Annotated in this window: 26 protein-coding genes; 17 read left to right on the top strand and 9 right to left on the bottom strand. The window is 35.5% G+C overall.

Annotated features, from left to right (window positions below; all coding sequences use genetic code 11):
* Positions 1 to 3: 3 nt before the first annotated feature.
* Positions 4 to 1,053, bottom strand: coding sequence for a PASTA domain-containing protein (locus LV842_RS06690; protein ID WP_233110691.1), 1,050 nt, complete (start codon positions 1,051 to 1,053; stop codon positions 4 to 6).
* 153 nt (positions 1,054 to 1,206) lie between these two features.
* Here LV842_RS06690 and LV842_RS06685 point away from each other — a divergent pair, with 153 nt between their 5' ends.
* From LV842_RS06685 to LV842_RS06670, 4 genes are all read left to right on the top strand, one after another.
* Positions 1,207 to 2,193, top strand: coding sequence for a D-alanine--D-alanine ligase (locus LV842_RS06685; protein WP_233110690.1), 987 nt, complete (start codon positions 1,207 to 1,209; stop codon positions 2,191 to 2,193).
* Positions 2,194 to 2,271: 78 nt separating this feature from the next.
* Positions 2,272 to 2,730: a pantetheine-phosphate adenylyltransferase gene (gene coaD, locus LV842_RS06680; protein WP_233110689.1), complete on the top strand. Its 459-nt coding sequence runs from the start codon at positions 2,272 to 2,274 to the stop codon at positions 2,728 to 2,730.
* Between the two features lie 24 nt (positions 2,731 to 2,754).
* A complete protein-coding gene (locus tag LV842_RS06675) occupies positions 2,755 to 3,135 on the top strand; it encodes a four helix bundle protein (protein WP_233110688.1) in 381 nt (126 codons plus the stop codon).
* Between the two features lie 42 nt (positions 3,136 to 3,177).
* On the top strand, positions 3,178 to 3,810 hold the full coding sequence (locus LV842_RS06670) for a trimeric intracellular cation channel family protein (protein WP_233110687.1): 633 nt from the start codon (positions 3,178 to 3,180) through the stop codon (positions 3,808 to 3,810).
* A 93-nt stretch (positions 3,811 to 3,903) separates the two neighbouring features.
* Here the strand turns inward: LV842_RS06670 and LV842_RS06665 are convergent, their stop codons facing one another.
* Together LV842_RS06665 and LV842_RS06660 are read right to left on the bottom strand one after the other, a co-directional pair.
* On the bottom strand, positions 3,904 to 4,470 hold the full coding sequence (locus LV842_RS06665) for a DUF2892 domain-containing protein (protein WP_233110686.1): 567 nt from the start codon (positions 4,468 to 4,470) through the stop codon (positions 3,904 to 3,906).
* A gap of 75 nt (positions 4,471 to 4,545) precedes the next feature.
* Positions 4,546 to 5,040 carry a dihydrofolate reductase gene (locus LV842_RS06660; protein WP_233110685.1) on the bottom strand — a complete coding sequence of 165 codons (495 nt, stop codon included), beginning with the start codon at positions 5,038 to 5,040 and terminating at the stop codon, positions 4,546 to 4,548.
* A 73-nt stretch (positions 5,041 to 5,113) separates the two neighbouring features.
* Here LV842_RS06660 and LV842_RS06655 point away from each other — a divergent pair, with 73 nt between their 5' ends.
* From LV842_RS06655 to LV842_RS06635, 5 genes are all read left to right on the top strand, one after another.
* On the top strand, positions 5,114 to 5,722 hold the full coding sequence (locus LV842_RS06655) for a LemA family protein (protein ID WP_233110684.1): 609 nt from the start codon (positions 5,114 to 5,116) through the stop codon (positions 5,720 to 5,722).
* Complete coding sequence (locus tag LV842_RS06650; protein WP_233110683.1) at positions 5,722 to 6,150, top strand: TPM domain-containing protein; 429 nt, start codon at positions 5,722 to 5,724, stop codon at positions 6,148 to 6,150. Before LV842_RS06655 ends, LV842_RS06650 begins: the two co-directional genes overlap by 1 nt.
* Positions 6,131 to 6,937 (top strand): TPM domain-containing protein, encoded by an 807-nt coding sequence (locus LV842_RS06645; RefSeq protein WP_233110682.1) that lies wholly within the window; start codon positions 6,131 to 6,133, stop codon positions 6,935 to 6,937. The genes LV842_RS06650 and LV842_RS06645 overlap by 20 nt, the downstream gene beginning before the upstream one ends.
* 210 nt (positions 6,938 to 7,147) lie before the next feature.
* Positions 7,148 to 7,669, top strand: coding sequence for an NAD(P)H-dependent oxidoreductase (locus LV842_RS06640; RefSeq protein ID WP_233110681.1), 522 nt, complete (start codon positions 7,148 to 7,150; stop codon positions 7,667 to 7,669).
* Positions 7,670 to 7,672: 3 nt separating this feature from the next.
* Positions 7,673 to 9,556, top strand: a complete 1,884-nt coding sequence (locus LV842_RS06635) for a monovalent cation:proton antiporter-2 (CPA2) family protein (RefSeq protein ID WP_233110680.1) — start codon at positions 7,673 to 7,675, stop codon at positions 9,554 to 9,556.
* A gap of 54 nt (positions 9,557 to 9,610) precedes the next feature.
* Here LV842_RS06635 and LV842_RS06630 read toward each other — a convergent pair whose 3' ends face one another.
* Positions 9,611 to 10,429, bottom strand: a complete 819-nt coding sequence (locus LV842_RS06630; protein WP_233110679.1) for a head GIN domain-containing protein — start codon at positions 10,427 to 10,429, stop codon at positions 9,611 to 9,613.
* A gap of 60 nt (positions 10,430 to 10,489) precedes the next feature.
* On the opposite strand from LV842_RS06630, the gene LV842_RS06625 reads away from it, so the two are divergent.
* Both LV842_RS06625 and LV842_RS06620 read left to right on the top strand, forming a co-directional pair.
* Positions 10,490 to 12,628, top strand: a complete 2,139-nt coding sequence (locus LV842_RS06625; RefSeq protein ID WP_233110678.1) for a M3 family metallopeptidase — start codon at positions 10,490 to 10,492, stop codon at positions 12,626 to 12,628.
* Positions 12,629 to 12,725: 97 nt separating this feature from the next.
* Positions 12,726 to 13,103 (top strand): YchJ family protein, encoded by a 378-nt coding sequence (locus LV842_RS06620; protein WP_233110677.1) that lies wholly within the window; start codon positions 12,726 to 12,728, stop codon positions 13,101 to 13,103.
* A 180-nt stretch (positions 13,104 to 13,283) separates the two neighbouring features.
* Here LV842_RS06620 and LV842_RS06615 read toward each other — a convergent pair whose 3' ends face one another.
* Both LV842_RS06615 and LV842_RS06610 read right to left on the bottom strand, forming a co-directional pair.
* Positions 13,284 to 13,784, bottom strand: coding sequence for an FKBP-type peptidyl-prolyl cis-trans isomerase (locus tag LV842_RS06615; RefSeq protein ID WP_233110676.1), 501 nt, complete (start codon positions 13,782 to 13,784; stop codon positions 13,284 to 13,286).
* Between the two features lie 103 nt (positions 13,785 to 13,887).
* On the bottom strand, positions 13,888 to 14,139 hold the full coding sequence (locus tag LV842_RS06610; RefSeq protein ID WP_233110675.1) for a VF530 family protein: 252 nt from the start codon (positions 14,137 to 14,139) through the stop codon (positions 13,888 to 13,890).
* A 409-nt stretch (positions 14,140 to 14,548) separates the two neighbouring features.
* Between LV842_RS06610 and LV842_RS06605 the strand changes: the two genes are divergently transcribed.
* From LV842_RS06605 to LV842_RS06590, 4 genes are all read left to right on the top strand, one after another.
* Entirely contained in the window at positions 14,549 to 14,701 is a 153-nt protein-coding gene (locus tag LV842_RS06605; protein ID WP_233110674.1) for a hypothetical protein, read from the top strand.
* Positions 14,698 to 15,903, top strand: coding sequence for a metallophosphoesterase family protein (locus LV842_RS06600; RefSeq protein ID WP_233110673.1), 1,206 nt, complete (start codon positions 14,698 to 14,700; stop codon positions 15,901 to 15,903). Before LV842_RS06605 ends, LV842_RS06600 begins: the two co-directional genes overlap by 4 nt.
* A 2-nt stretch (positions 15,904 to 15,905) precedes the next feature.
* Complete coding sequence (locus tag LV842_RS06595; RefSeq protein ID WP_233110672.1) at positions 15,906 to 18,944, top strand: AAA family ATPase; 3,039 nt, start codon at positions 15,906 to 15,908, stop codon at positions 18,942 to 18,944.
* 215 nt (positions 18,945 to 19,159) lie between these two features.
* A complete protein-coding gene (locus LV842_RS06590) occupies positions 19,160 to 19,606 on the top strand; it encodes a hypothetical protein (RefSeq protein WP_233110671.1) in 447 nt (148 codons plus the stop codon).
* Between the two features lie 51 nt (positions 19,607 to 19,657).
* Here LV842_RS06590 and LV842_RS06585 read toward each other — a convergent pair whose 3' ends face one another.
* Both LV842_RS06585 and LV842_RS06580 read right to left on the bottom strand, forming a co-directional pair.
* Positions 19,658 to 20,683, bottom strand: coding sequence for an LLM class flavin-dependent oxidoreductase (locus LV842_RS06585; RefSeq protein WP_233110670.1), 1,026 nt, complete (start codon positions 20,681 to 20,683; stop codon positions 19,658 to 19,660).
* A gap of 229 nt (positions 20,684 to 20,912) precedes the next feature.
* A complete protein-coding gene (locus LV842_RS06580) occupies positions 20,913 to 23,054 on the bottom strand; it encodes a S9 family peptidase (RefSeq protein WP_233110669.1) in 2,142 nt (713 codons plus the stop codon).
* 232 nt (positions 23,055 to 23,286) lie between these two features.
* Between LV842_RS06580 and LV842_RS06575 the strand changes: the two genes are divergently transcribed.
* Positions 23,287 to 23,799, top strand: coding sequence for a YceI family protein (locus LV842_RS06575; protein WP_233110668.1), 513 nt, complete (start codon positions 23,287 to 23,289; stop codon positions 23,797 to 23,799).
* A gap of 88 nt (positions 23,800 to 23,887) precedes the next feature.
* Positions 23,888 to 24,715, top strand: coding sequence for a 4,5-DOPA-extradiol-dioxygenase (gene ygiD / locus LV842_RS06570; protein ID WP_233110667.1), 828 nt, complete (start codon positions 23,888 to 23,890; stop codon positions 24,713 to 24,715).
* A gap of 84 nt (positions 24,716 to 24,799) precedes the next feature.
* On the opposite strand, the gene LV842_RS06565 is transcribed toward ygiD, so the two are convergent.
* Positions 24,800 to 26,296 carry a S8 family peptidase gene (locus LV842_RS06565; RefSeq protein WP_233110666.1) on the bottom strand — a complete coding sequence of 499 codons (1,497 nt, stop codon included), beginning with the start codon at positions 26,294 to 26,296 and terminating at the stop codon, positions 24,800 to 24,802.
* Between the last annotated feature and the right edge of the window lie 87 nt (positions 26,297 to 26,383).

Genomic DNA, 26,383 nt, shown 5'->3' with positions numbered 1-26,383 from the left:
ATATTATTGAATAATTACCTTTTTAGCTTTTGGTTTTTCAGCAGGTTGCTGTGTCGTTCCTTTGGAATTACTTCCTGTTGCTTTTGTCTTGTCATCTGTAGAAGTAGTCGATTTTACGGTTGTACTTTTCTGAGGTTCTGACTTTGCAGGCTCCGGTTTAGGAGTTTCTTTTTTAGGAGCCGGAGCAGGTTCTTCAATATGAGCGGGCTCTACAGCTACTTCTTCATACCTTACAGGAGGAAGAGCCGTATCTACCTTCATACGGTACATAGAATTTAACTGGTCTATTTTATTTCTTAATTCAGCAGGAGTTTTTTTACTTGCCCAAAGATCAATCTGCATTCCCTGATCCCGTACATCTCCTGCACCCGGATCCTGATAATATACAATATCGGATTCATCTTTACCGCCGTCTTCATATTCTACGACTCCTACTTCAAACTTACTTCTTATAATAAGTGCTTTCGCTTCTTTTACCGTTAAACCAATAACACTAGGAATTCCGATATTTCTCATAGGTCCGGAACCAATCACAATATCTACGATAGAAAATCGCGGAAGTTTCGTTTTAGGTTTTACTTCAGCACCATTAAATAAAATTCTAAGAACAGCATCTTTTTGAATACTTGGTTCATAAATCGTGTCACCGATCTTCAATCCCACCTGCTCCAATCTTTGGAAAGCCAGTCCTGAATATTTGTTAATCACATCAGGAAGAGCAATAGCAGCCCAGGTTTTAGGATTCACTTTTAATCTAACCGTTCTTCCGTCTTTCACACGAGAACCGGGCGAAGGAAACACCTGAAGTACCTGAAAAGGTCTGAACTTCGGGTCATATTTCGAACTGTCTACTTCATACTCCAATCCTGTATCATCTAATATTTTGATTGCTTCATGCACAGTTTTATTAACCACATTCGGAACAGGAATTTCCTGACCATGATTAGTATGATATTCTAACCAACGGAAGGTAAGCCAAACCAACCCTACGAAAACACCGATGGCTACTAATAAATTCAGTAAAACTTTCCAATTGAAAAGTGATTTAAACATACTTAAAATGACTTTAATTATAACGGCAAATATAGCTAATAATTTTAGAATGTACTTTTATTTAACACAATTCATTCAGATTTTAAAATTTCTTATTTTCCCAATTTAGATTCCATAAAATCATTAAATTTGCTTCATTGATACTATATAGATATGAGCAAAAAAAATGTTGCCGTAGTAATGGGAGGTTATTCCGATGAATACGTTGTTTCCTTAAAAAGCGGTCAATTAATCTATGATTCTTTAGACAGAAATTTATACAATGTATATAAGGTAGTCATTCTTAAAAATGAATGGTATTTTTTAGGTGAAAATGATAAAAAATACAGCATCAACAAAGGAGACTTTTCAGTAACCCTGGATAATAATGAAACATTACAATTCGACGTATGCTTCAATATCATTCACGGAACACCGGGAGAAAACGGAATCCTTCAGGCTTATTGGGACGCCATCGGACAGAAATATACGGGTTGTGATTTCTATCAAAGTGCATTAACTTTCAATAAAAAAGATACATTAGCTGTCCTATCAAAATACGGAATTCCTTCTGCAAAAAGTGTTTATTTAAGAAAAGGAGAGGAAATTAACATTGATAAAATTGTAGAAAACCTTGGGCTTCCTGTTTTTGTAAAGCCTAATCAATCGGGATCTTCTTTAGGAATTTCAAAGGTTAAAGAAAAGTCTGAACTGATTGCGGCAACAGAAATTGCATTCAAAGAAGATGATGAAATCTTAATCGAAAGTTTCCTAGACGGAATGGAAGTTTCTGTGGGAGTTATCGATTTTAAAGGAGAAACTATTGTTTTAGGAATCACAGAAATTGTTCCTCAAAATGAGTTTTTTGATTATGAAGCAAAATATGAAGGCGCTTCCGAAGAAATTACTCCGGCAAGAATTGATGACGAAACAAGACTAAGAGTAGAAGAAATTTCAAAAAGAGCCTACAATTCATTAGGGATGAGTGGTTTTTCAAGAAGTGAATACATTTTGATGAACGGAATTCCATATATGCTTGAAATGAATACAAACCCGGGATTCTCACCTGCAAGTATTCTTCCTCAACAGGCAAAAATCTATGGAATCTCTATCACAGATCTTTGTGGAAATGAAGTTGAAAAAGCTTTAAACAAAAAATAAATTAGAAGTTAGAAATTAGAGATTAGAAGTTAGCGGATTGATAAAGCCCAAAACTTAAAACTCAAAACTCTTTACAACATGAAAATTGCTGTTTTCCCTGGATCTTTTGATCCCATTACTTTAGGACACTACGACATTATAGAAAGAGCAGCTCCTCTTTTTGATAAATTAATCATTGCCATCGGACAGAATTCTCAGAAAAAATATATGTTTCCTCTGGAAAAAAGAATAGAATTCATTCAAAATTCCGTTGCTGAATTTCCCAATGTGGAAGTCGACTTTTTTGAAGGCTTAACCGTTGATTATTGTTTTGAAAAAAATGCACAATACATTATCAGAGGATTAAGAAATCCCGCAGATTTTGAATTTGAAAAAGCCATTGCCCATACCAACAGAACTTTGGCTCATAAAAAACTGGAAACGGTGTTTTTATTAACTTCATCAGGAAAATCTTTCATCAGCAGCAGTATTGTGCGAGAAATTATCAACCACGGCGGAGAATATGAACTACTGGTTCCTGATTCAGTAAGGGTATGATCGATTAGTAATAAGTAATGGGTAATGAGTAATTTAACTACTATGGATTTTAATCAAATATTTAGAGATAGGACTAAAAAATTTTCTATCTCTATTATTAAATCTTTATCAATGTTGCCTTACTCTGATGATCTTTCAATACTTAGAAAACAAATTATAAGATCTTCAACTTCTGTTGCTGCCAATTACAGAGCTGTTTCAAGAGCAAGATCAGAAAAAGAAAGATTTGCAAAAATCTGCATTGTTGTTGAGGAAATAGATGAAACTCAACTTTGGTTGGAAATAATTGAAGAACTTGGGTATTTAAATGAAGAAAAAATTCTACATTTAAAATCAGAATGTGAAGAATTAGTAAAAGTAATGACAACCTATAAATTTAAATTATCCCAGAATACAACGGCATAATTTTATTACTCATTATCCATTACTTATTACCCATAAAAAATCATGCACGAACAGTTCAATTTTGCCATAGAAGTACTCGGAACTATTTCCTTTTCGATGTCGGGAAGTTTTGCAGCCATGCAAAAACGTCTTGATCCGTTTGGAGTATTGATTATTGCCTTCGTTACTTCTGTTGGAGGCGGAACTGTAAGAGATTTATTATTAGATATTCCTGTCTTCTGGATGCACGATTTACTCACCTGTGCTTTGATTATTCTGACCAGTATTTTCACCATGGTTTTTAAATCTTTTGAAAAAAACTTTCAGGTCACTTTATTTATTTTCGATAGTTTCGGGCTTGGATTATTCACCATCATTGGTGTTCAAAAAGGGTTACATGCAGATATCCATCCTTTAATATGTATTGGGTTGGGAACCATTACAGGATGTTTCGGAGGGATTATCCGGGATATTCTGCTCAATAGAATCCCTTTGATTTTTAGAAAAGAAATTTATGCGACAGCTTGTATTGTGGGCGGTTCTATATTTTTACTTTTAACAAAATTCACCCCTCTTTCTTTTACGATAATTCAGGTTTTTACGATTCTATTAATTGTAGCCATCAGAACTTTAGCCGTAAAATACCATTGGCAGATGCCGAAATTTTATGGGTATAATAATGATGCCGAAATGTAATTTATAAAGCATCTATAAAATAAAAAAGCACCTAAAAATTAAGTGCTTATATTTTATAAATTAAATCCCGAAACCTCGGAACCCGTATCTCGATTAAAAGAATTTCCCTCTGTTTCTCATGTGAGGATTATGCATATGCTTTTGCATCGTAGGCATTTTCAGCTGATCTTTCATCATTTTGATCTGATCCGTCATCATTCCCGCGCTGTCCAATCTTTTTGCTTCCTCCAACAATTTCTGCCCTTCCTGTTTTCTACCTTTAGAAATTGCTGCAGCCGCCAAATTCAATGTTGCCATTGCTCTGTCATGCTTCATATTCAATCCATATTCCAACGCTTTTTTCATCAATGGCTCTACTTTTGTCGGATGATCCTGAGCTTGTGTTAATCCCATCAGATAATGGAAATATCCATATTGAGACTTGTCAAGCTGTGTCTGATAATTAGTAATACCTTGTAACCAAACAGCCGCTTTTTCCATATTCTGTTTTCTCAATTGCCAGAAAGCCAAGAGAATATATTCATTTTTAAAATACAACAGAACCGGAATAGCAGCAAGAACAACTAAAACAATTCCCCAACCGATATTTCTGTTCATCATCAGATAAACTGCTACTGCAATAATTAATGCAGAGATTACGAACTTTATGTATTTATTCATTATTAAATTTTAGAAGTGCAAAGATAAAACATTTAAATATTAGATACTAGAGGTTAGCTGCTAGAATTCTCACAACTATTCACTCTTAATTTTTTCGTACGTCTGAAAACAAAAATCGTATTGATTTTTTTCGTCTTTTTCATGACAAACTTCGTTTATTTGTTTCCAAACTTTAGGGTCAATTTTAGGAAAGTAAGTATCTGCTTTCAAATCTGCTTTTACTAGAGTAACTTCTAATTTATCAACAACATCCATAGTTTGCTCATAGATATTTCCACCTCCGATAATAAAGACTTCTTCATCTATTTTTTTTGCAAACTTTACGGCTTCTTTAATGCTTCCGACAATTAAAATTCCTTCCTCAAACCAGTCTTTTTGTCTGGATACAACAATATTGGTACGGTTAGGAAGCGGCTTTCCTATACTTTCGTACGTTTTTCTACCCATAATAATCGGGTGTCCCGAAGTCAGATCTTTAAAATGTTTTAAATCTTTCGGAAGATGCCAAAGCAACTGATTTTTAAAACCAATTTCATTTTTCTCTCCCATTGCCACCACTATTGTTGTCATTCAAATAATTTTCCGCAAAATTAGCACATAATTTGTATATTTGGTTAAGACAAAGAATTAAAAAAATTAAACTATGAAAAACAAGGGCTGTCTGAGCGCCGGAACTATCGGTATTGCTCTTCTCGTTATTGTTGCTGTACTATTTTTCTGGGGTAAAAGCGGATATAATAATTTCGTGGCTCAGGAGCAGGAAGTAATCACCAAATGGGCAAACGTAGAAACCGTTTATCAAAAAAGAGCGAACCTCATCCCCAATTTGGAAAGAACTGTAAAATCTTATTCGAAATTTGAGCAGGAAACACTTACAAAAGTTGTTGAAGCCCGTTCAAAAGCAACGTCTATCAATATTGACCCAAGCAATATGACAGAACAGGATTTGGCAAGATTCCAGGCTGCTCAAGGGCAATTATCTGGAGCTTTAAGTCGTTTGATGGCTGTTGTTGAACAATATCCAAACTTAAAGGCAGATCAACAATACATTAATTTCCAAAGAGAATATACAGCTATTGAAAACAGCATAAGAAGTGAGACGGTTTATTATAATGAATCTGTTCAGAAGTACAATACTTCAATTAAACAGTTCCCGAATAATATCTTGGCAAACTTCACCAATTTCAAAGAAAAACCGGCATTTAAAGCAGAAGCAGGAGCAGAAAAAGCACCTGAAGCATTCTCAGAATAATGAGCAGTTTCCTTACAGATCAGCAAATAGCTTCCCTCGTGGAAGCTATTCAATCAGCAGAAGAACATTCTACCGGTGAGATTAGAGTGCACATCGACTCAAATACTGAAAACGACAATGCTAAAACTGCGTTTAAGATTTTCGAAAAGTTGTGCCTTAATAAAACCACTGAAAGAAATGCCGTGCTTTTTCATGTGAATTTTGAACAAAAATACCTCACCATCATTGGTGACACAGGAATTCATGAGAAAGTACAACAGTCATACTGGGATCATCTGCATGATTATATAACCTCTGAATTTGCTAAAGGAAACTATGCTAAAGCTTTAAAAAGTGCTATCCTGGAAACAGGCCTTGAACTCAAAAAACATTTTCCCGTAACAGGAGAAAATCCCAATCAGTTATCTAATGAGATCACGTTCTCTTAAAATAATATTTTCATTTTTACTTGTATGCTTTTACAGTTTTGTATCAGCACAATACACCATTCCTAAAAAGCCGGCAATTCTTTATCCTGTTTATGATGAAGCTAATTTATTGAGCCAACAGGAAAAAAACGAGCTGAATAATAAGCTTATCAAATTTGCAGATTCTACCTCTACGGAAATTGAAGTGATCATTATTCCTACTACGAAAGGAGAAGATGTCAACTTTTTAGCGACCATGTTTGGGGAGAAATGGGGAATCGGAACTAAAGAGCAGGACAATGGAATTGTTTTTCTCATTGCAACAGAAGATCACACCATGTCGATCCAGCAAGGAAGAGCAGTTGAACAATATTTAACCGCATCAGTTGCAGGGCAGATCTTAGATTATATCGTTACTCCTCATTTCAAAAAAGGAGAATGGTACGAAGGAATCAATCGAGGAACTTCTGCATTAATGGAAGCTGTTCAGGGGAAATTTAAACCTATTGTCAACCAGGAAAGTGGTGATGGAAGTGTTTTAAAAATTTTACTGATTGCTTTCGTTATCTTTATTGTTCTTGCGATTCTTTTCGGAAACAGAGGTGGAGGAAAAGGCGGAGGAAATTACGATGACGACGACGTTATTATTACAAGAAGAGGCAGAAGAAATTATCCTGGCGGATTCTTCCCTTTCCCAGGCAGTTTCGGCGGCGGTGGATTTGGTGGTGGTTCCGGCGGCGGTGGCGGATTTGGAGGCTTCGGCGGTGGCGGTAGCTTCGGTGGCGGTGGTGCTTCCGGTGGATGGTAATTCAATATGTAAACAAAATATAAATCGCTCAATATGAGCGATTTTTTTATTAATCAAAAACACTAATATTAAAGAAAACAAAATTTAAACTCTCATTCTTTAATTTATTTCAACATAAAGCACAATTTTTAATATTAAAAAATTAACAAACCTCTCTAAAACCTACTGTTAATTCAAAAATTTTTCATTAAATTTACTGAAAACAGGTTTATGAAGAAGACATTGGTAGTTTTTGCGCATCCTTATCTGGAGCACTCCAATTCTAATGTGGAGCTCATCAATTTCTATGTCCGTCATCAACATTTTACCTTAAGAGATCTTTACGAAGAATATCCCGATTTTCATATTGCCGCTTTCCGGGAAAGAAAAAGACTTAAAAACTATGACCGTTTTGTCTTTCAATTCCCTTTAATCTGGTTCGGAATACCTCCCCTGTTAAGACTTTGGATCGATGAAGTTTTTGATCGCGACTGGTTAAAAGAAGGAGAACATAATCCGCTGGAAAACAAAGAAGTTTATATTTTGGTAACCACCGGAGGAAAAGAGAGGTCTTTCAACCGAAACGGCACTTATAAATACACCGTGGAAGAACTTATCAGCGGGCTTATCGTTTCCTTGAATGTTTTTAAGGCAAACCTTAAAAACATCAAAGTCGTTTATGAAGCCAATAAATTATCAAAAAAAGATATCATTTTACATAAACAGAAATTCACAGAACTTTTGAATCAATAGCCTATGGAATCAAGTTTAGCCATGAACACTCTTATTTTTTTAGGCGTTGCCATTATTATGGTTCCGCTGGTAAGAAAGTTTGGGCTAAGTTCTGTCATTGGATATCTTGCAGGAGGGATTATTATTGGTCCATATGTGCTAAGACTCACCGGTAAAGATGTAGATGGTATTATGCATGCCAGTGAATTTGGGGTGATTATGCTTCTATTTTTAGTAGGATTGGAACTCGAGCCAAAAAAATTCTGGGAAATGCGGAAGAAAATCATTGGGCTTGGCCTCACACAGATGCTTCTAACCACCTCTCTTCTTTTTCTAGTGTTTATTTGGGCAGATTGGAAGATCGATAAAGCTTTTGCTATTGCGATGTGTTTTGCCCTATCATCTACAGCTATTGTTTTACAGACTTTACAGGAAAAAAACAATCTGAAAACCATAGCAGGAGAAGCCTCCTTTTCCACCCTTTTGTTTCAAGATATTGCGGTGATTCCTATTTTGGCAATTCTACCACTTGTTGCGAATTATAAAGCAAGACATCATGATAATGACATTCAGGTTCTGATACAAACACTTCCGGAATGGATGCAATTTGCAACGGTAATCTTGGGTGTTGCGATTTTAATTCTATTGGGACGATACGTTTTTGTCCCTTTTTTAAGATATGTTTCAAAATCGGGAATGACAGAACTTCTAACAGCTTCTTCCCTATTTTTGGTGATTGGCGTTTCGGAACTGATGGTAGCAATCGGATTATCTCCAGCCTTGGGAGCTTTCTTAGCCGGAGTCATGTTAGCCAACAGTGAATTTCGCCATGAGCTTGAAGCACAGATCAATCCTTTTAAAGGCCTTTTATTAGCTGTGTTTTTCGTAAGCGTAGGTTCTACTATGAATTTTAGTGTAATCCAGAAAGATCCTACTTTCATTTTCACTACTGTTCTTGCAGTGTTAATGATCAAGTTTTTTGTTTTATTTATTATTGGAAAGTTTTTTAAAATAGATAATCCTCAAAGTTTATTTTATGCGTTTGCTCTTTCTCAGGTAGGAGAATTTGCATTTGTATTAATTAATTATGCATCAAGCCTTTACCTCCTAACTCCTGAACTCAATGCACAAATGATGGCTGTAACGGCAATTACCATGTGCATCACTCCTTTTCTCTTAATTATTAATGATAAAATCATTACTCCCACCTTCATTAAAGAAATTCCTGATCAGGATAATGATTTTAATATTCTGGATAATGATGTTACTCAGAAAAAAATTATCATTGTTGGTTTCGGGCACTTTGGAAGTACTGTAGGTCGTTTGTTGAAAGCCAATAAAGTAACCGCAACCGTTTTGGACAGAGATTCAGATCGTGTTAAACTATTAAGAAGTTATGGATTTAAAGTCTATTATGGAGATGCTACAAGAATCCCTATTTTAAGAGCTGCAGGAATTGAAGATGCCCAGATTCTGGTACTCTGTCTGGATGATCCCGATGACAATAAATTTATTGCAGAGCTTGTACGAGAACATTATCCGAAAGTAAAAATTTTCGTCAGAGCCAAAAACAGGATCGATGCTTATAATCACCTCAACAACGGAATTGACAATATCTACCGTGAAACACTGGGAACAGCTGTTGATATGGCAGTAGATGTTCTTCATGAAACAGGAATGAGAAAATATGCTGCAAGAAGATTAGGACAAAGATTTATGGCCATTGATAAAGCTTCGGTAAGAAAATTAGCCAAAATAAAAGAAGAAGGAGACGACCTTAATCTTTTTACCACCAAAGAAATCCTTCAGCGGGAAGAGGAATTATTAGCCTATGACAATCTTAACTTCGATACCCGGAACTGGGAGGGCTCTTCATCTGCAGACGAGGAAGATGAAGTTTTAAATTAAAAAAAAACCTTTGTTTACATATGAAACAAAGGTTTTTAAAATATAGAATAATTATTACTCAATCGTTACACTTCCACCACTACTCTCTTCTTTCGTTACGGAAGTTACATTTCCTTTTTTATACACATTCACACTTCCTCCGGAAGAAGCTTCCGCTTTAATAGATGAAGAAGCACTGATTTGTATACTCGCTCCACTTGAAGCTTCTGCACTTACATGGTCTGCTACAAGTTCTTTTGCAGAAATACTACTTCCTGAAGAAGAAGTTACATCAACCGTTTTTGCTTTTCCCAAAACATCAATACTCGCTCCGGAAGAAGCATCTATATTCAAATCAACAGCCCAAATTTTTCCGTTGAAATTACTGCTGCTATCTACAGAAATATCGAAATCGTTTGCTTCAAGACTTCCGGATACAGATCCTGCACTTGAAACCTCAACATCCGTTTTTTCCTGAGTGAATTTATCTTTTATAGTAATATTTCCCGCTGAATTCGCGTTGAGTTTTGAAAAATCTTTAGTATAAATTTTTGCGGAAACATTATGGCTGTTCATCACTCTGATTCCTTTTTTATAATGAATATGAAGCCTGCCTCCATCATTATCTACTAATATCTCATCAATAATATTTTCAGGAGCGGAAATCACGACTTTCTCTACATCGGATTTTATAATTTCGGCATTAATAGCCTGAGAAACCTCAATTTCGTCAAACTCTCCAGTAACTTCCTTTTGCTTTACAGGTCCGTTGTCGGTTGTAACAACTTTTTCCACCCAATTGCTCTTTTCTTTTTCTCCGTTTCTTCGATCATGTTTCTCACATGAAGCTAATAACAGAAAGGCCGAAAAAATAAAAATAGTTTGTGATCTCATGTTTGGTTCTTTTATAAATTTTAGTTTTAATATCTTTATACTTTTAATAACAACTAATTTATGAAAAATATTACATCGGTATTATTAATTTCTGCATTAGCATTTAACTACTCTTGTACTACAATGAAAAAAGCCGATAATCAACAGGAACTTTTTATTCCTGCCTCACTATCATCAAACCCTTTCATGAAGAAAAGCAAGCTTCAATATGAAGCTCCGGAGTTTGATAAAATTAAGAATGAGCATTTTAAGCCTGCTTTTGATTTCGGATTAAAGCAACATGATTCTCAAATCTTAGGCATTGCCGATAATCCTGACGCCCCTACTTTTGAAAACACCATCGTAGCGTTAGAAAAAAGTGGTGAAATTTTAAAAAGAGCCGTAATCGTATTCTCGAACTTAACCAGTGCGAATACCAACCCGACTTTACAGGCTTTAGATGAAGAATATGCTCCGATTTTCGCGGCTCATTCCGATAAAATGTATCTGAATGAAAATCTTTATAAAAGAATTAAAGCTATTTCTGAAAATGGTTTAGATGCTGAAAGCAAAAGATTAGTGCAATATTATAAGCAAAACTTCGAAATCGCAGGAGCCAACCTTTCTTCTGCTGACAAAGAAAAATTAAAGCAGATTAATCAGGAAATGGCTTCACTTTCTACCCAATATTCAAACAAACTATTGGAAGCGAGAAAGCAGGGCGGAGTTTTCTTTGCTGATGCAAAAGAATTAGATGGACTTTCTGCTGATGAAATTGCTGCTGCAGCAAGTGATGCTAAAAACGCTGGAAAACCGGGGCAATATCTATTGGCTTTACAAAATACAACACAACAACCTCTTTTACAAAACCTTAAAAACAGAGCAACAAGAGAAAAGCTATTCAAAGCATCTTGGTTGAGAGCCGAAAAAGGTGACGGAAATGATACAAGAGAAACTGTTGAAAAATTGGCAAAACTAAGACTGAAAAAAGCTCAGATTTTAGGCAAAAAAAGTTTTGCAGAATGGAAATTGCAGGATCAAATGGCAAAAACTCCGGAAGCTGCAACCAAATTAATGAATCAAATTGCGACCCCTGCTGTAGAAACGGCGAGACGAGAAGCAAAAGATATTCAGGATTTGATCGATCAGCAAAAAGGAGGCTTCAAGGTTGAACCTTGGGACTGGAATTTTTACGCTGAACAGGTAAGAAAAGCGAAATTCGATCTTGATGAAAGCGAAATAAAGCCTTATTTTGAGATTACAACCGTTTTGGAAAAAGGAGTGTTCTTCGCTGCTGAAAAATTCTATGGTTTAACATTCAAAAAGAGAACAGACCTTCCGGTATATCATCCTGATGTCTTTACTTACGAAGTTTTCGATCACGATGGAAAATCTATTGCCATCTATTATCTTGATTTCTACACAAGAGATTCTAAAAACGGAGGCGCTTGGATGAGTAATTTCGTTGAACAGTCTTATTTATTAGGAACAAAACCTGTGATTGTAAATTGCTACAATTATCAAAAACCGGCTCCAGGAAAACCTTCTTTGATCAGCTATGATGATGTCTCCACGATTTTCCATGAGTTTGGTCACTCTATTCACGGAATGTTTGCAAGTCAGAAATATCCGTCACTTTCAGGAACCAATGTACCGAGAGATTTCGTAGAATTCCCTTCTCAAATTAATGAACATTGGGCTTTAGATCCGGTAGTTTTGAAAAACTATGCGCTTCATTACGAAACAAAACAGCCGATTCCACAGGCTTTAGTTGATAAAATTAAAAAAGCAGCAACTTTCAATCAAGGGTATATGACAACGGAATTGGTTTCTGCGGCTGCATTAGATATGGATTGGCATACCGTAACCAATGAGAGTGAACTGATTCCTGTTTTAGATTTCGAAAAACAATCATTGGCAAAACACGGATTTACTTTAGCAACAGTTCCTCCGAGATATCACACTCCTTATTTTGCTCATATTTGGGGTGGTGGTTATTCTGCAGGATATTATGCTTATTTGTGGTCTGAAACGTTGGATAATGATGCCTGGGAATGGATTAAAAACAATGGAGGCTTGACAAGAGAAAACGGAGATCGCTTCAGAAAATATATTCTTTCTGTAGGAAATTCTGTTGATCTGAATCAGGCATTCAGAGATTTCACAGGACATGATCCGGATATCAAACCTTTATTAAGAAGCAGAGGTTTTATTAAATAATTTTTGAGAAGCATTCTTTTTAGAGTGCTTCTTTTTTTGTCAGTAATTTTAATTATCAAAAAACTTTTGAGATTTTTGCAATCTAAAATTATAAAGAATGAATTGTCCCTGCTGCTCAGGAAAATCTTACGAAGATTGCTGTAAACCTTATCATACCGGAGAAAAACATGCTCCAACCGCAGAAGCATTAATGCGTTCCAGATTCTCCGCATTTGCCATTCCGAATGGAAAATATTTAATGGAAACAACGTCTCCCAGCAAAAGGCAGTTTCATAACACAAAAGATTTGCAGGAATGGGGAGAAATCAATGAATGGACAAAACTGGAAATCGTAAGCAAACCTTCGATAAATAAAGTAGAGTTTAAAGCTTTTTATACTGACGAAGACGGAGAAAAGCAGGTTCATCATGAGCTGTCACAATTCAAAATGATACAGAATCGTTGGTATTATGTGACCGGTGAGTTTTTAGACTAAAATAAAACGGTAGATCCATTATCAATCATAACAAAGTTTTTTGATCTTTGTCATTTCGACGAAAGGAGAAATCTAATGTATTATTAAGGATTCTTCATTAAATTCAGAATGACAGTTATACCTCTATCAAAAAAAATGTCCGACTGAAAAGCCGGACATTATATTTATAAAAAGAATCTCTTAGTGAGCTTCGTTCCCGTCAATTCCATGAGCGTGACCATGTGACAACTCTTCTTCTGTTGCAGGACGAGTGTTTAAAATTTCCACCTGGAAATCTAATGTTTTCCCTGCCATCGGATGGTTAAGATCTGCTACCACAACTTCCGGAGTAACTTCTACAACGAAAGCCTGAAAATTATTCCCTTGATTGTCAGATAGAGGCAAAATAGCTCCTACCGGTGGAATTCCTGCTTCGTTGAACATATCAATTGGCAATTGTGCAATTGAGTCAGCATGTCTTTCTCCATATGCTTCTTCCGGCTGGATTACAAAAGCAGCTTTATCTCCTGCTTTCAAACCAAGGATATTTTGTTCAAATTTAGGAATCATCATTCCCATTCCGTATAAAAATGTAAGTGGATTTTCTTCAGTGGTTTCTTCTACAAGAATTTTACTTCCATCCTCTTCGATTGTGTGAAGTATGTACTTTACAGCTACAACATGATTGTTTTCGATTGTCATATTTTTTCTTTTTTTCGTGATACGCTCACGATTAATTTTGACAAATATAGTCTTTTTGAAATGATTGATTCCAATAAAATATTTTGAAAAATTTAATTAGATTTTAATCTTCCTTATTTCTTTCTTCTCTTTTTTTCTGCCTTAACACAAAGAGATACAAACTCTCCACTTTCGTTCTCGCCCAAGGTGTTTTTCTCAGAAACTTTAAAGACGAACTGATACTTGGATTGTCCGTGAAACATTTGATATTGATCTGTTCACCCAGTTTTTCAAAACCTTGATAATATTCTACCAATTCTTCAAGAATGGCATCCAGTCTTTTTCCGTGAAGCGGGTCTTTTGATTGTTGTTCCATAGTGTAAAAATAATTCTTTTATTACAAACAAGGTTATTTTAAATCTGAGGAGTTCTTCTTTAGTTACAAACAGACTTGTTTTAAATAAAAGAAATACTTCTTTGGTCACAAACAGATTGTTTTAAACCTTCGGAGGACTTCTTTAGTTACAAACAGGCGTGTTTTAAATAAACGGAATACTTCTTTGGTCACAAACAGATTGCTTGAAACCTTCGGAGGACTTCTTTAGTTATAAACATACTTGTTTTAAATCAATGCAATACTTCTTTAATGATAAACAGATTTGTTTGTAACCTTATATTCCTTCTCATATCCGGTCTTTATTTTTCCTTTTTCTTCCTTACATTTACCCTATGAAATCGCTGAGGTTAAATATTTCATGTTTACCATTCACCTAAAACCAGCTAAGATGAGTAGAAACACAGATGCCAACAGAAAACTGCATAAAAAGAAAATCGACAATAAAAAACGTAAAATACAAAATGCGGAAGCAGAAAGAAAAGCACGTTTAAAACAAATTCGGGAAGACTTTAAAGCAAGAGAAGACAATAATATAGTATGAAAATTCTGCACACCGCCGACTGGCATTTGGGCAAACGTCTCGACCGTTTTTCAAGACTGGAAGAACAGGTTCTGATCATGAATGAGATGGTAGAAATTGCCGACGAGCAAAACGTTGATCTAATTCTGATTGCCGGAGATTTATTTGATAATTTTAATCCTTCGACAGAAGCTGTTGAACTTTTTTATAAAACATTAAAAAGGCTTTCACTTAACGGAAAACGTCCTGTCATTGCTATTTCCGGAAATCATGATTCTCCGAGTTTTATCGATGCTCCGGATCCTTTGGCGCGAGAATGCGGCATTATCCTGATCGGCTATCCAAAAGCTAAGGTTACTCCTTTTGCCTTGGAAGACTTTAACATTTCAAAATCAGCAGCAGGATTTTTAGAACTGGAACTAAAAAGACATTCTTTCCCGGTCCGTTTGCTTCATACACCTTACGCCAACGAGATTCGCTTAAAAGAATATTTCGGAGAAAATAAGGAAGCTGAGCTGAACAATATATTGGCGCAACACTGGAAAGAAACTGCCGATGAATTTTGTGATGAAAGCGGCATCAACCTATTGATGACTCATTTGTACATGAATAAAAAAGGAGTTCCACTGCTCGATGAACCTGAAGGAGAGAAACCTATTAAAATCGGAAATGCAGATCTTGTTTTTTCGGATATCATTCCCGATCAGATTCAGTATACTGCTTTGGGACACCTTCACGGTTTCAACAATATAGGAACAGAGGAGAAACCTGTTGTTTACTCGTCTTCTCCGTTGTGTTACAGTTTCAGTGAAGCCGGACAATCAAAATATGTATCCATAATTAATGCTGAGCCAAATCAACCGATTTCTTACGAAAAAGTTGCTTTAAAAAACGGGAAACCACTGATCAGAAAAACATTTCAAAGTGTGGAAAGTGCCGTAGAGTGGCTGAATGAAAATCAAAATTCTCTGGTAGAACTTACCCTGGAAAGCGAAACCTATCTAAAAGCCGAAGAAAGGAAGTTATTGTACCAATCTCATACAGGAATTGTTTATCTGATTCCCAAAGTGAAAAATCAGGAAACTGATGAACACAATCTTGCGGGAATCAATCTCAATCAGGACATTCAAACGTTGTTTAAGGATTATTTTAAATCTAAAAGCGGCGGTCAGGAAGCTAATGAAGACCTCATCAATTTGTTTAACGAAATTCTTAATCCGTAAAAATGATTCCTATTCAACTTACTTTAGAAGGTCTTTATTCTTATCAGGAACGTCAGAAAATCGATTTCCAAAACCTTACGGAAGCAGGTCTTTTCGGGATCTTCGGTGCGGTGGGTTCCGGAAAATCTTCTATTCTGGAAGCCATTTCTTTTGTTTTGTATGGAGAAACCGAAAGGCTAAATTCGAGAGATAAACGTACTTACAATATGATGAATTTAAAATCGAACAAGTCGTATATCGAGTTTGATTTTATTAATTATGAAAATAAAAAATACCGTGCGACAAGAGAATTCAAACGCAATTCTAAAAACTTTGAAGAGGTAAAGACGCCAAATGTTGTGTTTTATGAATGGAAAAACGAAAACTGGATTCCATTAGAGCATACCAATGCGGAGAAAATCATTGGGTTGAGCTATGCCAATTTCAAACGAACCATCATTATTCCGCAAGGTCAGTTTAAAGAATTTCTGGAACTCGGCGCCATGGATCGAACAAATATGATGAAGGAAATCTTTGGTCTTCATCGTTTCGATCTGCAAAATAATGTTTCAGCATTACATATAAAAAACAGATCGGAGCTCGATCAGCTGGAAGGACAACTGAAAGGTTTTGAAGAAGTAAATGAAGAGCAGATTTCAGTTCAAAAAGAATATTTAAAGATTGAGCAGAAGAAATTTGAGGAAATACAAAAAGTTTTCAAAGAAACGGAACAGAAATATATACAACTGAAAAATCTGAAAGGTGATTTTGATCTTTTACTTCAGAAAAAATCCGACTTCGAAAAGCTAATACAAAAGAAAACCGAAATTGATGTTTTAGACCAGAAAACTGAAATCTACGACAGGGTTTTCAGGATTTTCACTCCTTTACTTTCCGAAAAAAGCAAACTTGAGAAAGAAATTTCAGATCAACAAAAAAATAAAGAATCTCAGTTTACAATTTTACAGGAAACCAATACTCAATTTGAAAATATAAAGAATAAACTTTTAGTAATTCAACCGAAATATGAAGCTTTAAATGAGTCTAGGATTCGTGAAAATGATTTGAGTCTGATCCTTCAAATGCTGAAATTTTCAGGCGAGATTGAAATATTGAAAGAACGTACTGAAAACGGTTCGAAGAAGGTAAAAGAAGTTGAAGCCCATCAAAAATCAATTCAACAAAAGATTGAAGAGCTTTCAAAAAACATCGAACTTTTAAAGCCGAAAAAATTAGACTCCAATTTACTTTTAAATGTAGGAAACTGGTTTTCAGAAAAGAAAAAACTGGCTGAAATTCTGCAAAAACAAACTGAAACTATTAATTTAAAAAAGGCTGAAATTGGAAAAATATCCGAAGAATTAAAACCTTTTAACATTGATCCTGAAACTTTTAAAAATGATTTCAGCATTCAGGCTGAAGCTTTAGAAAAGAAAAAAAAGATTCTTTCGGAAAAGAAAAATCACCTTGAAGTCCAGCAGAAACTGGCGCATTTTGCCAATGAATTGCATGACGGAGAATCGTGCCCGCTTTGTGGTGCTCTGGAACATCCGAATATTGTAGAATTCAATGATGTCAATTCAGAACTGAACGAAATTCAGAAACAGATTGAGCAGATTGAAATTCAGAAAGAGAATATTCAAAAACAGTTTTCAGATATTGAAAAAATTCTTGATCGGAGAAAGATCTTTGAGGAACAGTTAAAGTCGGAAGAAGAAAGTGTACAACCAATTCAAAATTCAATTGAAGAACATCATAAAAGCTTTAATTGGAAAGAATTTAATGCTGAAAACCCAAGTGATTTTGAAAAAAAACGTCAGCAATCATTTTCAATTGAAAAACAAATTGATGAACTGAATCAGCAAATCGGTGTGGAACAAAAAAATCTTGATAAGGAAAGAGAAAATTTCGACAGTTACAATAAAGCATTAGAAAAATTCAAGCTTGATGAAGCAAAGAAGGAAGAACAGATCAAAACGAATGAAGCAAATCTAAAAGCTTTACAATGGATTGACTACAAGAAAAAAAACATTGCTGAAGTTGAAGAAATTTTCACTCAACTCTCTCAATCCAATCTTGAAACAGAGCAGAGTTACCTTCAATTAATAAAAGAGGAAAAGGAGATTACGCCAAAACTTGCGGAACAAAAAACGATGGTCTCTCAACTGGAAAAAAGAATTTCTGAACTGGAAAAAGAGATTTTTGATAATAAAGATGTAATTGAAAACGCTTTGTCAGAACAACAATTCAATAATTTGGATGAGGTTCGACACATTCTTGTACAGGAAATCAATGTTCAGGAAACGAGAAATGTCATTCAGCAATTCAGAATTCAATTTGAAACGGTAAGGAATAGTATTCTTGAACTTGAAACTAAACTTAAAGATTTTTCTTTTAATGAAGAGGAATTCTTAGCAGTTGAAAATCAATTCAGATCTTTCGAAAATGATTTGAAAACAACTAATCATTCTGTGGTAAAAATTTCTACAGAAATTGAACGACTGGAAAAAGAATTTAAGAAAAAAGAAGATCTTTTAAAAGACTTAGCGCAACTTCAAAAACGTGCAGAAAACCTGAAAATCATGACCAACCTTTTTAAAGGAGCCGGTTTTGTACAATACGTTTCCTCCATTTACCTACGACAATTGTGTGATCATGCTAATGTACGTTTTCATTGCATGACGAGAAATCAGCTCAGTTTGCAATTGAATGATAATAACGATTTTGAAATTATCGATTATCTGAATGAAGGCAGAAGCAGAAGCGTAAAAACACTTTCCGGAGGACAGGCTTTCCAGGTTTCCTTGAGTCTTGCTTTAGCTTTGGCAGAAAGTGTTCAGAGTAATGCACAGGCGGAAAAGAATTTCTTTTTTATTGATGAAGGTTTCGGAACTCAGGATTTGGAATCCGTGAATATCGTTTTTGAAACGTTGATGAATCTTCAGAAAGAGAATCGGATTGTAGGGATTATTTCGCACGTAGAAGAGCTTAAAGAGAAAATTCCGGTGGCATTGAATATTAGAAAAGATGAAGAACGTGGAAGTTTGATTGAATTTATCTAAGTGAACAGTTATAAGGAAGCAGTAAAAAGTAATTTCACTACTCGAAGTGACATACATTAAGATATTCCGTCAGTTCGAGTGAAATTCTGAAAGAATTTTGTATCGAGAACTTTTTATAAGGAAACATTCCAAATTTTCATGACACAACAACAGCAATAACATCTATATCATCAAAAAAATCCTTTTTTTATACATTTGAACTTTTAAAATCTACCATGCAAAATTTACCCCTTATTTTAAGACCCGGGAAACTCAAGAACACCATCCTGATTCTCATTAGCATCGCATTTATCTGTATGGGCATTGCACTTATGGAGAGAAATCTATGGGCTGCTATTCTTATTATTTTCTTATTCGCAATCAGTTTAATTGTTTTTTCCATCAATTTAGTTCCTAATACTTCTTATCTGAAAGTTGATAAACAAGGTTTTGAAATGAAAACCCTTTTCAGAACCACGTTCATTCCGTGGCAGGCTGTAAGCAACTTTACCACAAAACAAATCTTCCTGAACAAATTGGTTATGTTTGATATTGATGAAAAGTTTTTAGAAACCTCCAAAATGAAATCCAAACAAGGAGCATTTCCCGATACTTACGGAATGTCTGCAAAGAAACTGGCAGCCCTTTTAAATGGCTACAAGAATCAATTGGATAACCATTAATTATATCATATGAACAAAAACCGCCGCTGAAAATTTCAGCGGCGGTGTATTTTATAAATTCTTAATGACAGGTTTTACTTCATTTCCGAACAACTCGATGGATTTCATCATGATATCGTGTGAAGGATCACCCACATCCATATGACCGATAAATCTTGTAATTCCAAAAATTTCTTTCATGTAAGCTATTTTATCGGCTACTTCTGATGCGCTTCCTATAAATAATGCTCCGTCTTTACTTCTTCCTCCGTCATACTGCATTTTTGTGTAAGGCGCCCAACCTCTGGAAGCTCCGATTCTGTCCATTTGAGATTTATAATTGTGGAAATATCCGTCCACAACTTTTTGATCATCACTCACAAAAGTATGTGAATGAATAGCAATCTGCATTTTATCTACATCATGACCTGCTTTTTTATATTCCTGCTTATAAAATTCAATTAAATTTCTAAACTGAACAGGCATCCCGCCAATAATAGCAACCACTAAAGGCATTCCTAATTGTGCAGCACTCAGAACGGATTGCGGAGTTCCGCCAACTGCTCTCCAGATCGATACTTTCCCATCATTTTTCGCTCTAGGATAAACGGTCTGATTTTGCATCGGGGCACGTAGTTTTCCTGACCATGAAACGTTTTCTTCAGAGTTTATTTTTAGTAGTAATTCTAATTTTTCATCAAAAAGTTCTTCATAATCATTCAAAGAATAACCATACAATGGGAAAGATTCTATAAAGCTGCCTCTTCCCACAAAAATCTCTGCACGACCATCAGAGATTAAATCTAAGGTCGAAAAATCTTCATAAACCTTCACAGGCTCAGATGAACTTAAAACCGTAACGCCACTCGCTAATTTTATATTTTTGGTAATACTTGCTGCCGCCGCCAAAACAATTTCCGGTGATGAAACCGCATAATCTGGACGGTGATGTTCTCCCATGGCGAAAACATCAATTCCCATCTCATCCATGAATTTTACCTGATCAAGGATTTCACGAATTTTCACTCCTGCATCTCTATATTTTCCGGTGGTCTGATCTAATGAAAGATCTCCAAACATTCCTATTCCTAATTCCATACTGTTGATTTTAGTGATACAAAAATAGGCTTCTTACGATTCAGATGCATTGATCTTTGGTAAGAACGGATCGTGATTCTTAGTTTTTAAATTTGCAAGGTACTGTCATTCCGTAGGAATCTAAGCAAAGTATTTTAAAACTAAATCTAGATTCCTAGAGAATGACAAACCTCAACATCAAAATTCTTTTAAACAAAAAATCCAACCTCATCGGTTGGATTTAAATTATTTATTTCTTCAAATTCTGATCAAAATAGTCCGTAATTTTCTGCATCAGATGTACTCGGTCTTTTCCGATTACATTGTGCGGATGTCCCGGATAAGCAAAGTAGTCCAACTGAACTCCATTGTCTACTGCAGCTTTAATGAATTTAATGGAATGCTGCCAAACCACTACATCATCCTGAGCTCCGTGGATCATTAATAATTTTCCTTTCAAGTTCTGAACTTTATCCAAAAGATTTGCCTTTGCATATCCTTGCGGATTTTCTTGTGGAGTATCCATATATCTTTCTCCGTACATAATTTCATACATGCTCCAGTCGATTACAGGTCCTCCTGCTACTCCTACTTTGAATACATCAGGCTTACGAAGCATGAAGCTTGTCGTCATAAATCCTCCGAAACTCCATCCATGAATACCCATTTTTTCAGAATCTACATAAGGAAGAGATTCTAAATATTCTACTCCTTTCATCTGGTCATTCATTTCCGTTGTTCCTAAATTTCGGAATACAGCCTGCTCAAACTTCAATCCTCGGTTGGCAGAACCTCTTCCGTCCATCGTGAAAATGATGTATCCGTTTTGAGCCATATATTCATACCAAAGATTTCCGGAAGCCGGGAATGTATTGGTAATTAATTGTAGGTGTGGTCCATTATACAAATAAACGATTGCCGGATATTTTTTAGTTGCATCAAAATCTGTAGGAAGAATCATTTTCCCGTACAAAATTGTACCGTCATCAGCTTTGAAATTAACACTTTTGATTTCAGGTCTCTGATAATTTTTTAATGTATTTTCTGCGGTAAGAATCGTATTTGATTTTAAGGTCGTTGTATTGATAACATTCACTACTCTTGGCGTATTTGCATTGCTGTAAGAATCATACAAATAATTTCCGTCGCTGCTTAAAATTCCTGCGTGAACTCCTTCTGCATTATCCATTCGTTGCATTTTGAAATTCGCCCAGTTAATTCTGTATAAATGTTTTTCCAAAGGAGTTTCTTTCGTAGAAGTGAAATAGATTTCCTTTTTATTTTCATTAAAACCTAAAATATCGGTTACCAACCAGTCTCCTTTCGTAATCTGGGCAACCAAACCTTTTTCTAAACTATAATGGAATAAATGATTGTACCCCGTTCTCTGGCTCTGCCAGATAAAATCTGTATTGGAATTCGGGAAGAACGTTAATGGATGTTGTGGTTCAACATACTTATCATTGGTCTCTTCAAATAACGTTTTTACTAAATTTCCTGTAGCTGCATCATACTGGTTCATTTTCATATGATTCTGCCCTCTGTTCAATACCGCAACAAAAATATATTTTGAATCAGGGCTCCATGTAACTGCCGTTAAATACTGATCTTTTTCTCCTTCAATATTTAAGAAAGTTGTTGACTGAGTTTTAATATTGTAAACTCCTAATGTTACCTGATGCGAAGTCTGCCCCGCCATTGGATATTTAATGTTATGGTTTACAGCCGGAGTTACAGACCAGTCGATGATCGGATAATCTGCAACCATCGTTTGGTCCATTCTGTAGAAAGCTACACTTTCAGAGTTGGGTGCAGGGAAAATTCCTGTATCAATTCCGAATTCGTTTCTGTGAACATTGGAAGCACCATTTAGAATGTTTTCATTAGAGTCATTCGTTACAGCAATTGTTTTTCCGTTTTTATTAACAAATAAATTGTTCTTTACCGTAAAAGCAAAAGTCTCGTTATCTCCAAAGATTTTTAGATTTGAAGCTTCTTTTTCTACCGCAACAGAATTTTTCACTTTCCAATCGTTTCCTGATTTTTCAACCCAAACCATCTGATCATTGGAATTGAAATACCCGTTAGAATTACTGATAAACTTAATTTGCGGAACAGTTTTTAATTTATTGTCTGCAAACGATTTGTTCAGCTGAGATAAAGACACCAACGTATCTTGTTTGTTTGTTTTTAAATCCGTGATTAAATATCCGCCTTTCACTGCCTGAATGTATGATTTTCCATCATTCGACCATGAAAATTGTGAGATATTTTTTACCGCAAGATTGCTTCTCAAACCATTCACAGCTTCTGCCATCGTAAATTTTTGAGTCTGAGCAAATGCCGAGCTTCCCAAAACCAGCATCAATAAAGAAAACTTATGTAATTTCATTGTATAAAATTGAATCCACCAAAAATAAGAAATAAAAACCAGCCGTTAAGAAATGTTAAAATAAAAGATTGTAAAACTATAATATATAAATGGAAGAAATTTATTTCTTAACTTAATAGTGGATTTTTAATAAAAAATCACATAAAAATCATTTCTTATCCTAAATCAATGATTTGTGCCTGTCTCTTGATATAAATTTGCAGTATAAATAACAATAAAAAATAGTAATACAATGGCAACAAAATGGAACCTAGACCCAGCACATAGTGAAATTACTTTCAAAGTAAAACACATGATGATTTCTAATATTAAAGGAAACTTCACCAACTTCAACGCAGAAATCGAAGCTGATGACGATACTTTCGCTAATGCTAAAACAACTGCAACGATTCAGACGGCTTCTATTTCAACACATAATACAGACAGAGATAATCACTTAAAGTCTGCAGAATTTTTTAATGCTGAAGCAAATCCTACCATCACTTTCGATTCTCAGGCATTGAACGGAAATGTTACAGGAAATCTTACGATCAACAGAATTACAAAACCTGTAACCCTTGAAGTAGATTTCAACGGAATCAATGTAGATCCATGGGGAAATACAAAAGCAGGATTCTCTTTTGAAGGAAAAATCAACAGAAAAGATTTCGGATTGAACTGGAATGCAGCTCTTGAAGCAGGAGGTGTAATGGTAAGTGAAGAAGTAAAATTAGCTGGTGAGTTACAATTCGTAAAACAAGCATAATAGCAGACAAAATCAAGAAAAAAGAGCAAAGAAAAAAGATGCTATGTCTTTACTCTTTGCTCTTTTTTCTATTTATCTCAAAAATAAAATGAACCTAAACGATTTACAAAATATAAGCGAAAACTTCGGTAATACCCAGAGAATGCCTGTTCTTTTTCTTGGACATGGTTCACCGATGAATGCCATTGAGGAAAATCAGTTTGTACAAGGTTTCAGAAAAGCAGCCACTGAAATTCCGAAACCGAATGCCATTTTGTGTATTTCTGCACATTGGTTTACCAACGGGACAAAAGTAACTGCGATGGATATGCCGAGAACGATTCATGATTTTGGCGGTTTTCCTCAAGCATTATTTGATGTTCAGTATCCCGCTCCCGGAGATCCTGAATTGGCGAAAGAAACAGCTGAATTATTAGCACCTGTCATCGTGGAAGAGGATCACAACTGGGGATTGGATCATGGAGCATGGTCGGTCATCAAACATATGTATCCTAATGCAGATATTCCCGTGATTCAGATGAGTATTGATTATACAAAGCCTTCTCAATATCATTTTGATTTAGCAAAAAGGTTGAATAAACTTCGTGAAAAAGGAATTCTGATCATCGGAAGCGGAAATATTGTTCATAACCTGAGATTAATCGATTGGAGAAATATCAATACAGTCGGAGCAGGTTGGGATTGGGCGATTGAAGCTCGTGAAAAAACGAACAACTGGCTTTTGGACGGAAATTTCCAAAACATAATTGATTATCAAAAACAAGGAACCTCATTGCAATATGCGATTCCTACTCCTGATCACTATTTGCCGTTGATTTATACTTTAGGGTTAAAAGATTCATCTGAAAATTTAACCTTATTTAATGATGAATTGATTGGCGGATCTTTGAGTATGACGAGTGTGAGAATCGGATAAATTTAATCTTGTTAATTATAAATGAAAAAGTACTGTCGTTTGCTTTCAACAGTACTTTTTCTATTTTAGATGGTCAATTAAATCTTATTGAACTGCCTGTAAAACATTAATATTTCCATATCCGTAAGATGAGTTCGGAGTTGGATAATATGTTGCCGACTGCCTCATTTTATTCAAAACCTGATCTCTCGTCCAGGATGGATTTTTAGCCCAGACTAAAGCTGCAATACCTGCAGTGGAGGCCGTTGCTACAGAAGAACCACCTACATAATCGGTTTGCCCGTTGTAATAGCTCAATACCGGAATAGTGTTTCCTGAAGCTCTTTCCATCTGATACGTAAAATCAATTTCCGCTCCTGAATGGCACACATCACATTTTTGATTGGAAGTGTTTTCTTTTACGCCGGTGATTGCTTGTGTTTCGGACATCCATGCAGGAAAAATAACGCCAACGAAATTGGTAAAACTTGTGGAAGTTCCTCCTGCACAGAAAATTAATTTCCCTTTTGAATACGCATATTTAACTCCGTCCTCAATTTTTCCTACAGAGAAAATATGTCCCATCGACATTGAAATGATTTTGACACTGGTATTATTTCCTAGTTCGGTAAAGGCAATCTTTACCCCGTTCTGTTCGTGGTATCCGTCCAATACGACGTTTGAAGCCGCTCTATACGTTACCAGATTCGCATTATAAGCAACACCAACCGGCTGTCCCAGATTATTTCTTGGAGAAGCCATCGCCGAAGCCATACTTGTTCCATGCCCGCATTTATCTGCAGAACCATCATATCCTGTACTCCACGGCCAAACTGAATCTACATAGACTCCATTTTTACTGATCGTTCTTCCTGACGAAAGTCCGTTATTAAAACTGCTTCCCAACAAAGTTTGTTCTGGAGAAACACCACTGTCGATTACTCCTATGGTAATTCCCGCTCCTGTACTGTAACTCCATGCGTTGATGATATTATGTTTGGTGAAAGACCATGGTGCTTTTGCATTGGGGCTTACTGTTGTAAAATCCGAAACGCTTAACGTTGTAGATTCAAATCCGCATCCTGATGAACCGCTACTCGATTTTGACGTTGCTCCAAATTTTTGTTCGTTTTCAAAATAACGGTAATCTGCTGGCTCCAAATAACGGATATTTTTCATTTTTCTAAGTGCAATCACCGTTTCCTGTTTTTCTATCGCAACATCGATCTGATTTAAGTACTGATCTGAAGACAACAGAATTCTTTCCGTTTTTCCTTCGTACTGCTCGATTACTTTTAAAATTTCTTCTTCGATAGCTTTGTTATCCGGAGTCAGGCTTCGGTCGAAAGAAGAACCGAATCCGATGGATGCAATTTTATTTCCCTGAAAGACTGCACTCCACACAAAATAATCAGAAGACTCTTTCCAGGAAAATCTTCCTTTTGTTTTAATGGTCTCATTAATTTTTTCATTGATTTGTTTTGCCGTTAAAGGATCTTTCTGAGCAATCTCAATGTTTCCGGGATTGTTTGGAAGGTCTTCTCTGCTACAGGCAGTGAAAACGAAAAACAATAGGAGTAGATAAAAGGCATTTTTTTTCATATAAAATAATATTTGGTTGGTACACCCAAGATATCACTTTACATTGAATTACAGAGGTTTGAAAATTAATTTATCTTTATTTTTATT

The sequence above is a fragment of the Chryseobacterium gwangjuense genome (genome assembly GCF_021311115.1).
Taxonomy (GTDB): Bacteria; Bacteroidota; Bacteroidia; order Flavobacteriales; family Weeksellaceae; genus Chryseobacterium; species Chryseobacterium gwangjuense.
Note: the sequence above shows the minus strand (reverse complement) of the source record. Positions and strands in the feature narration are given on the sequence as shown.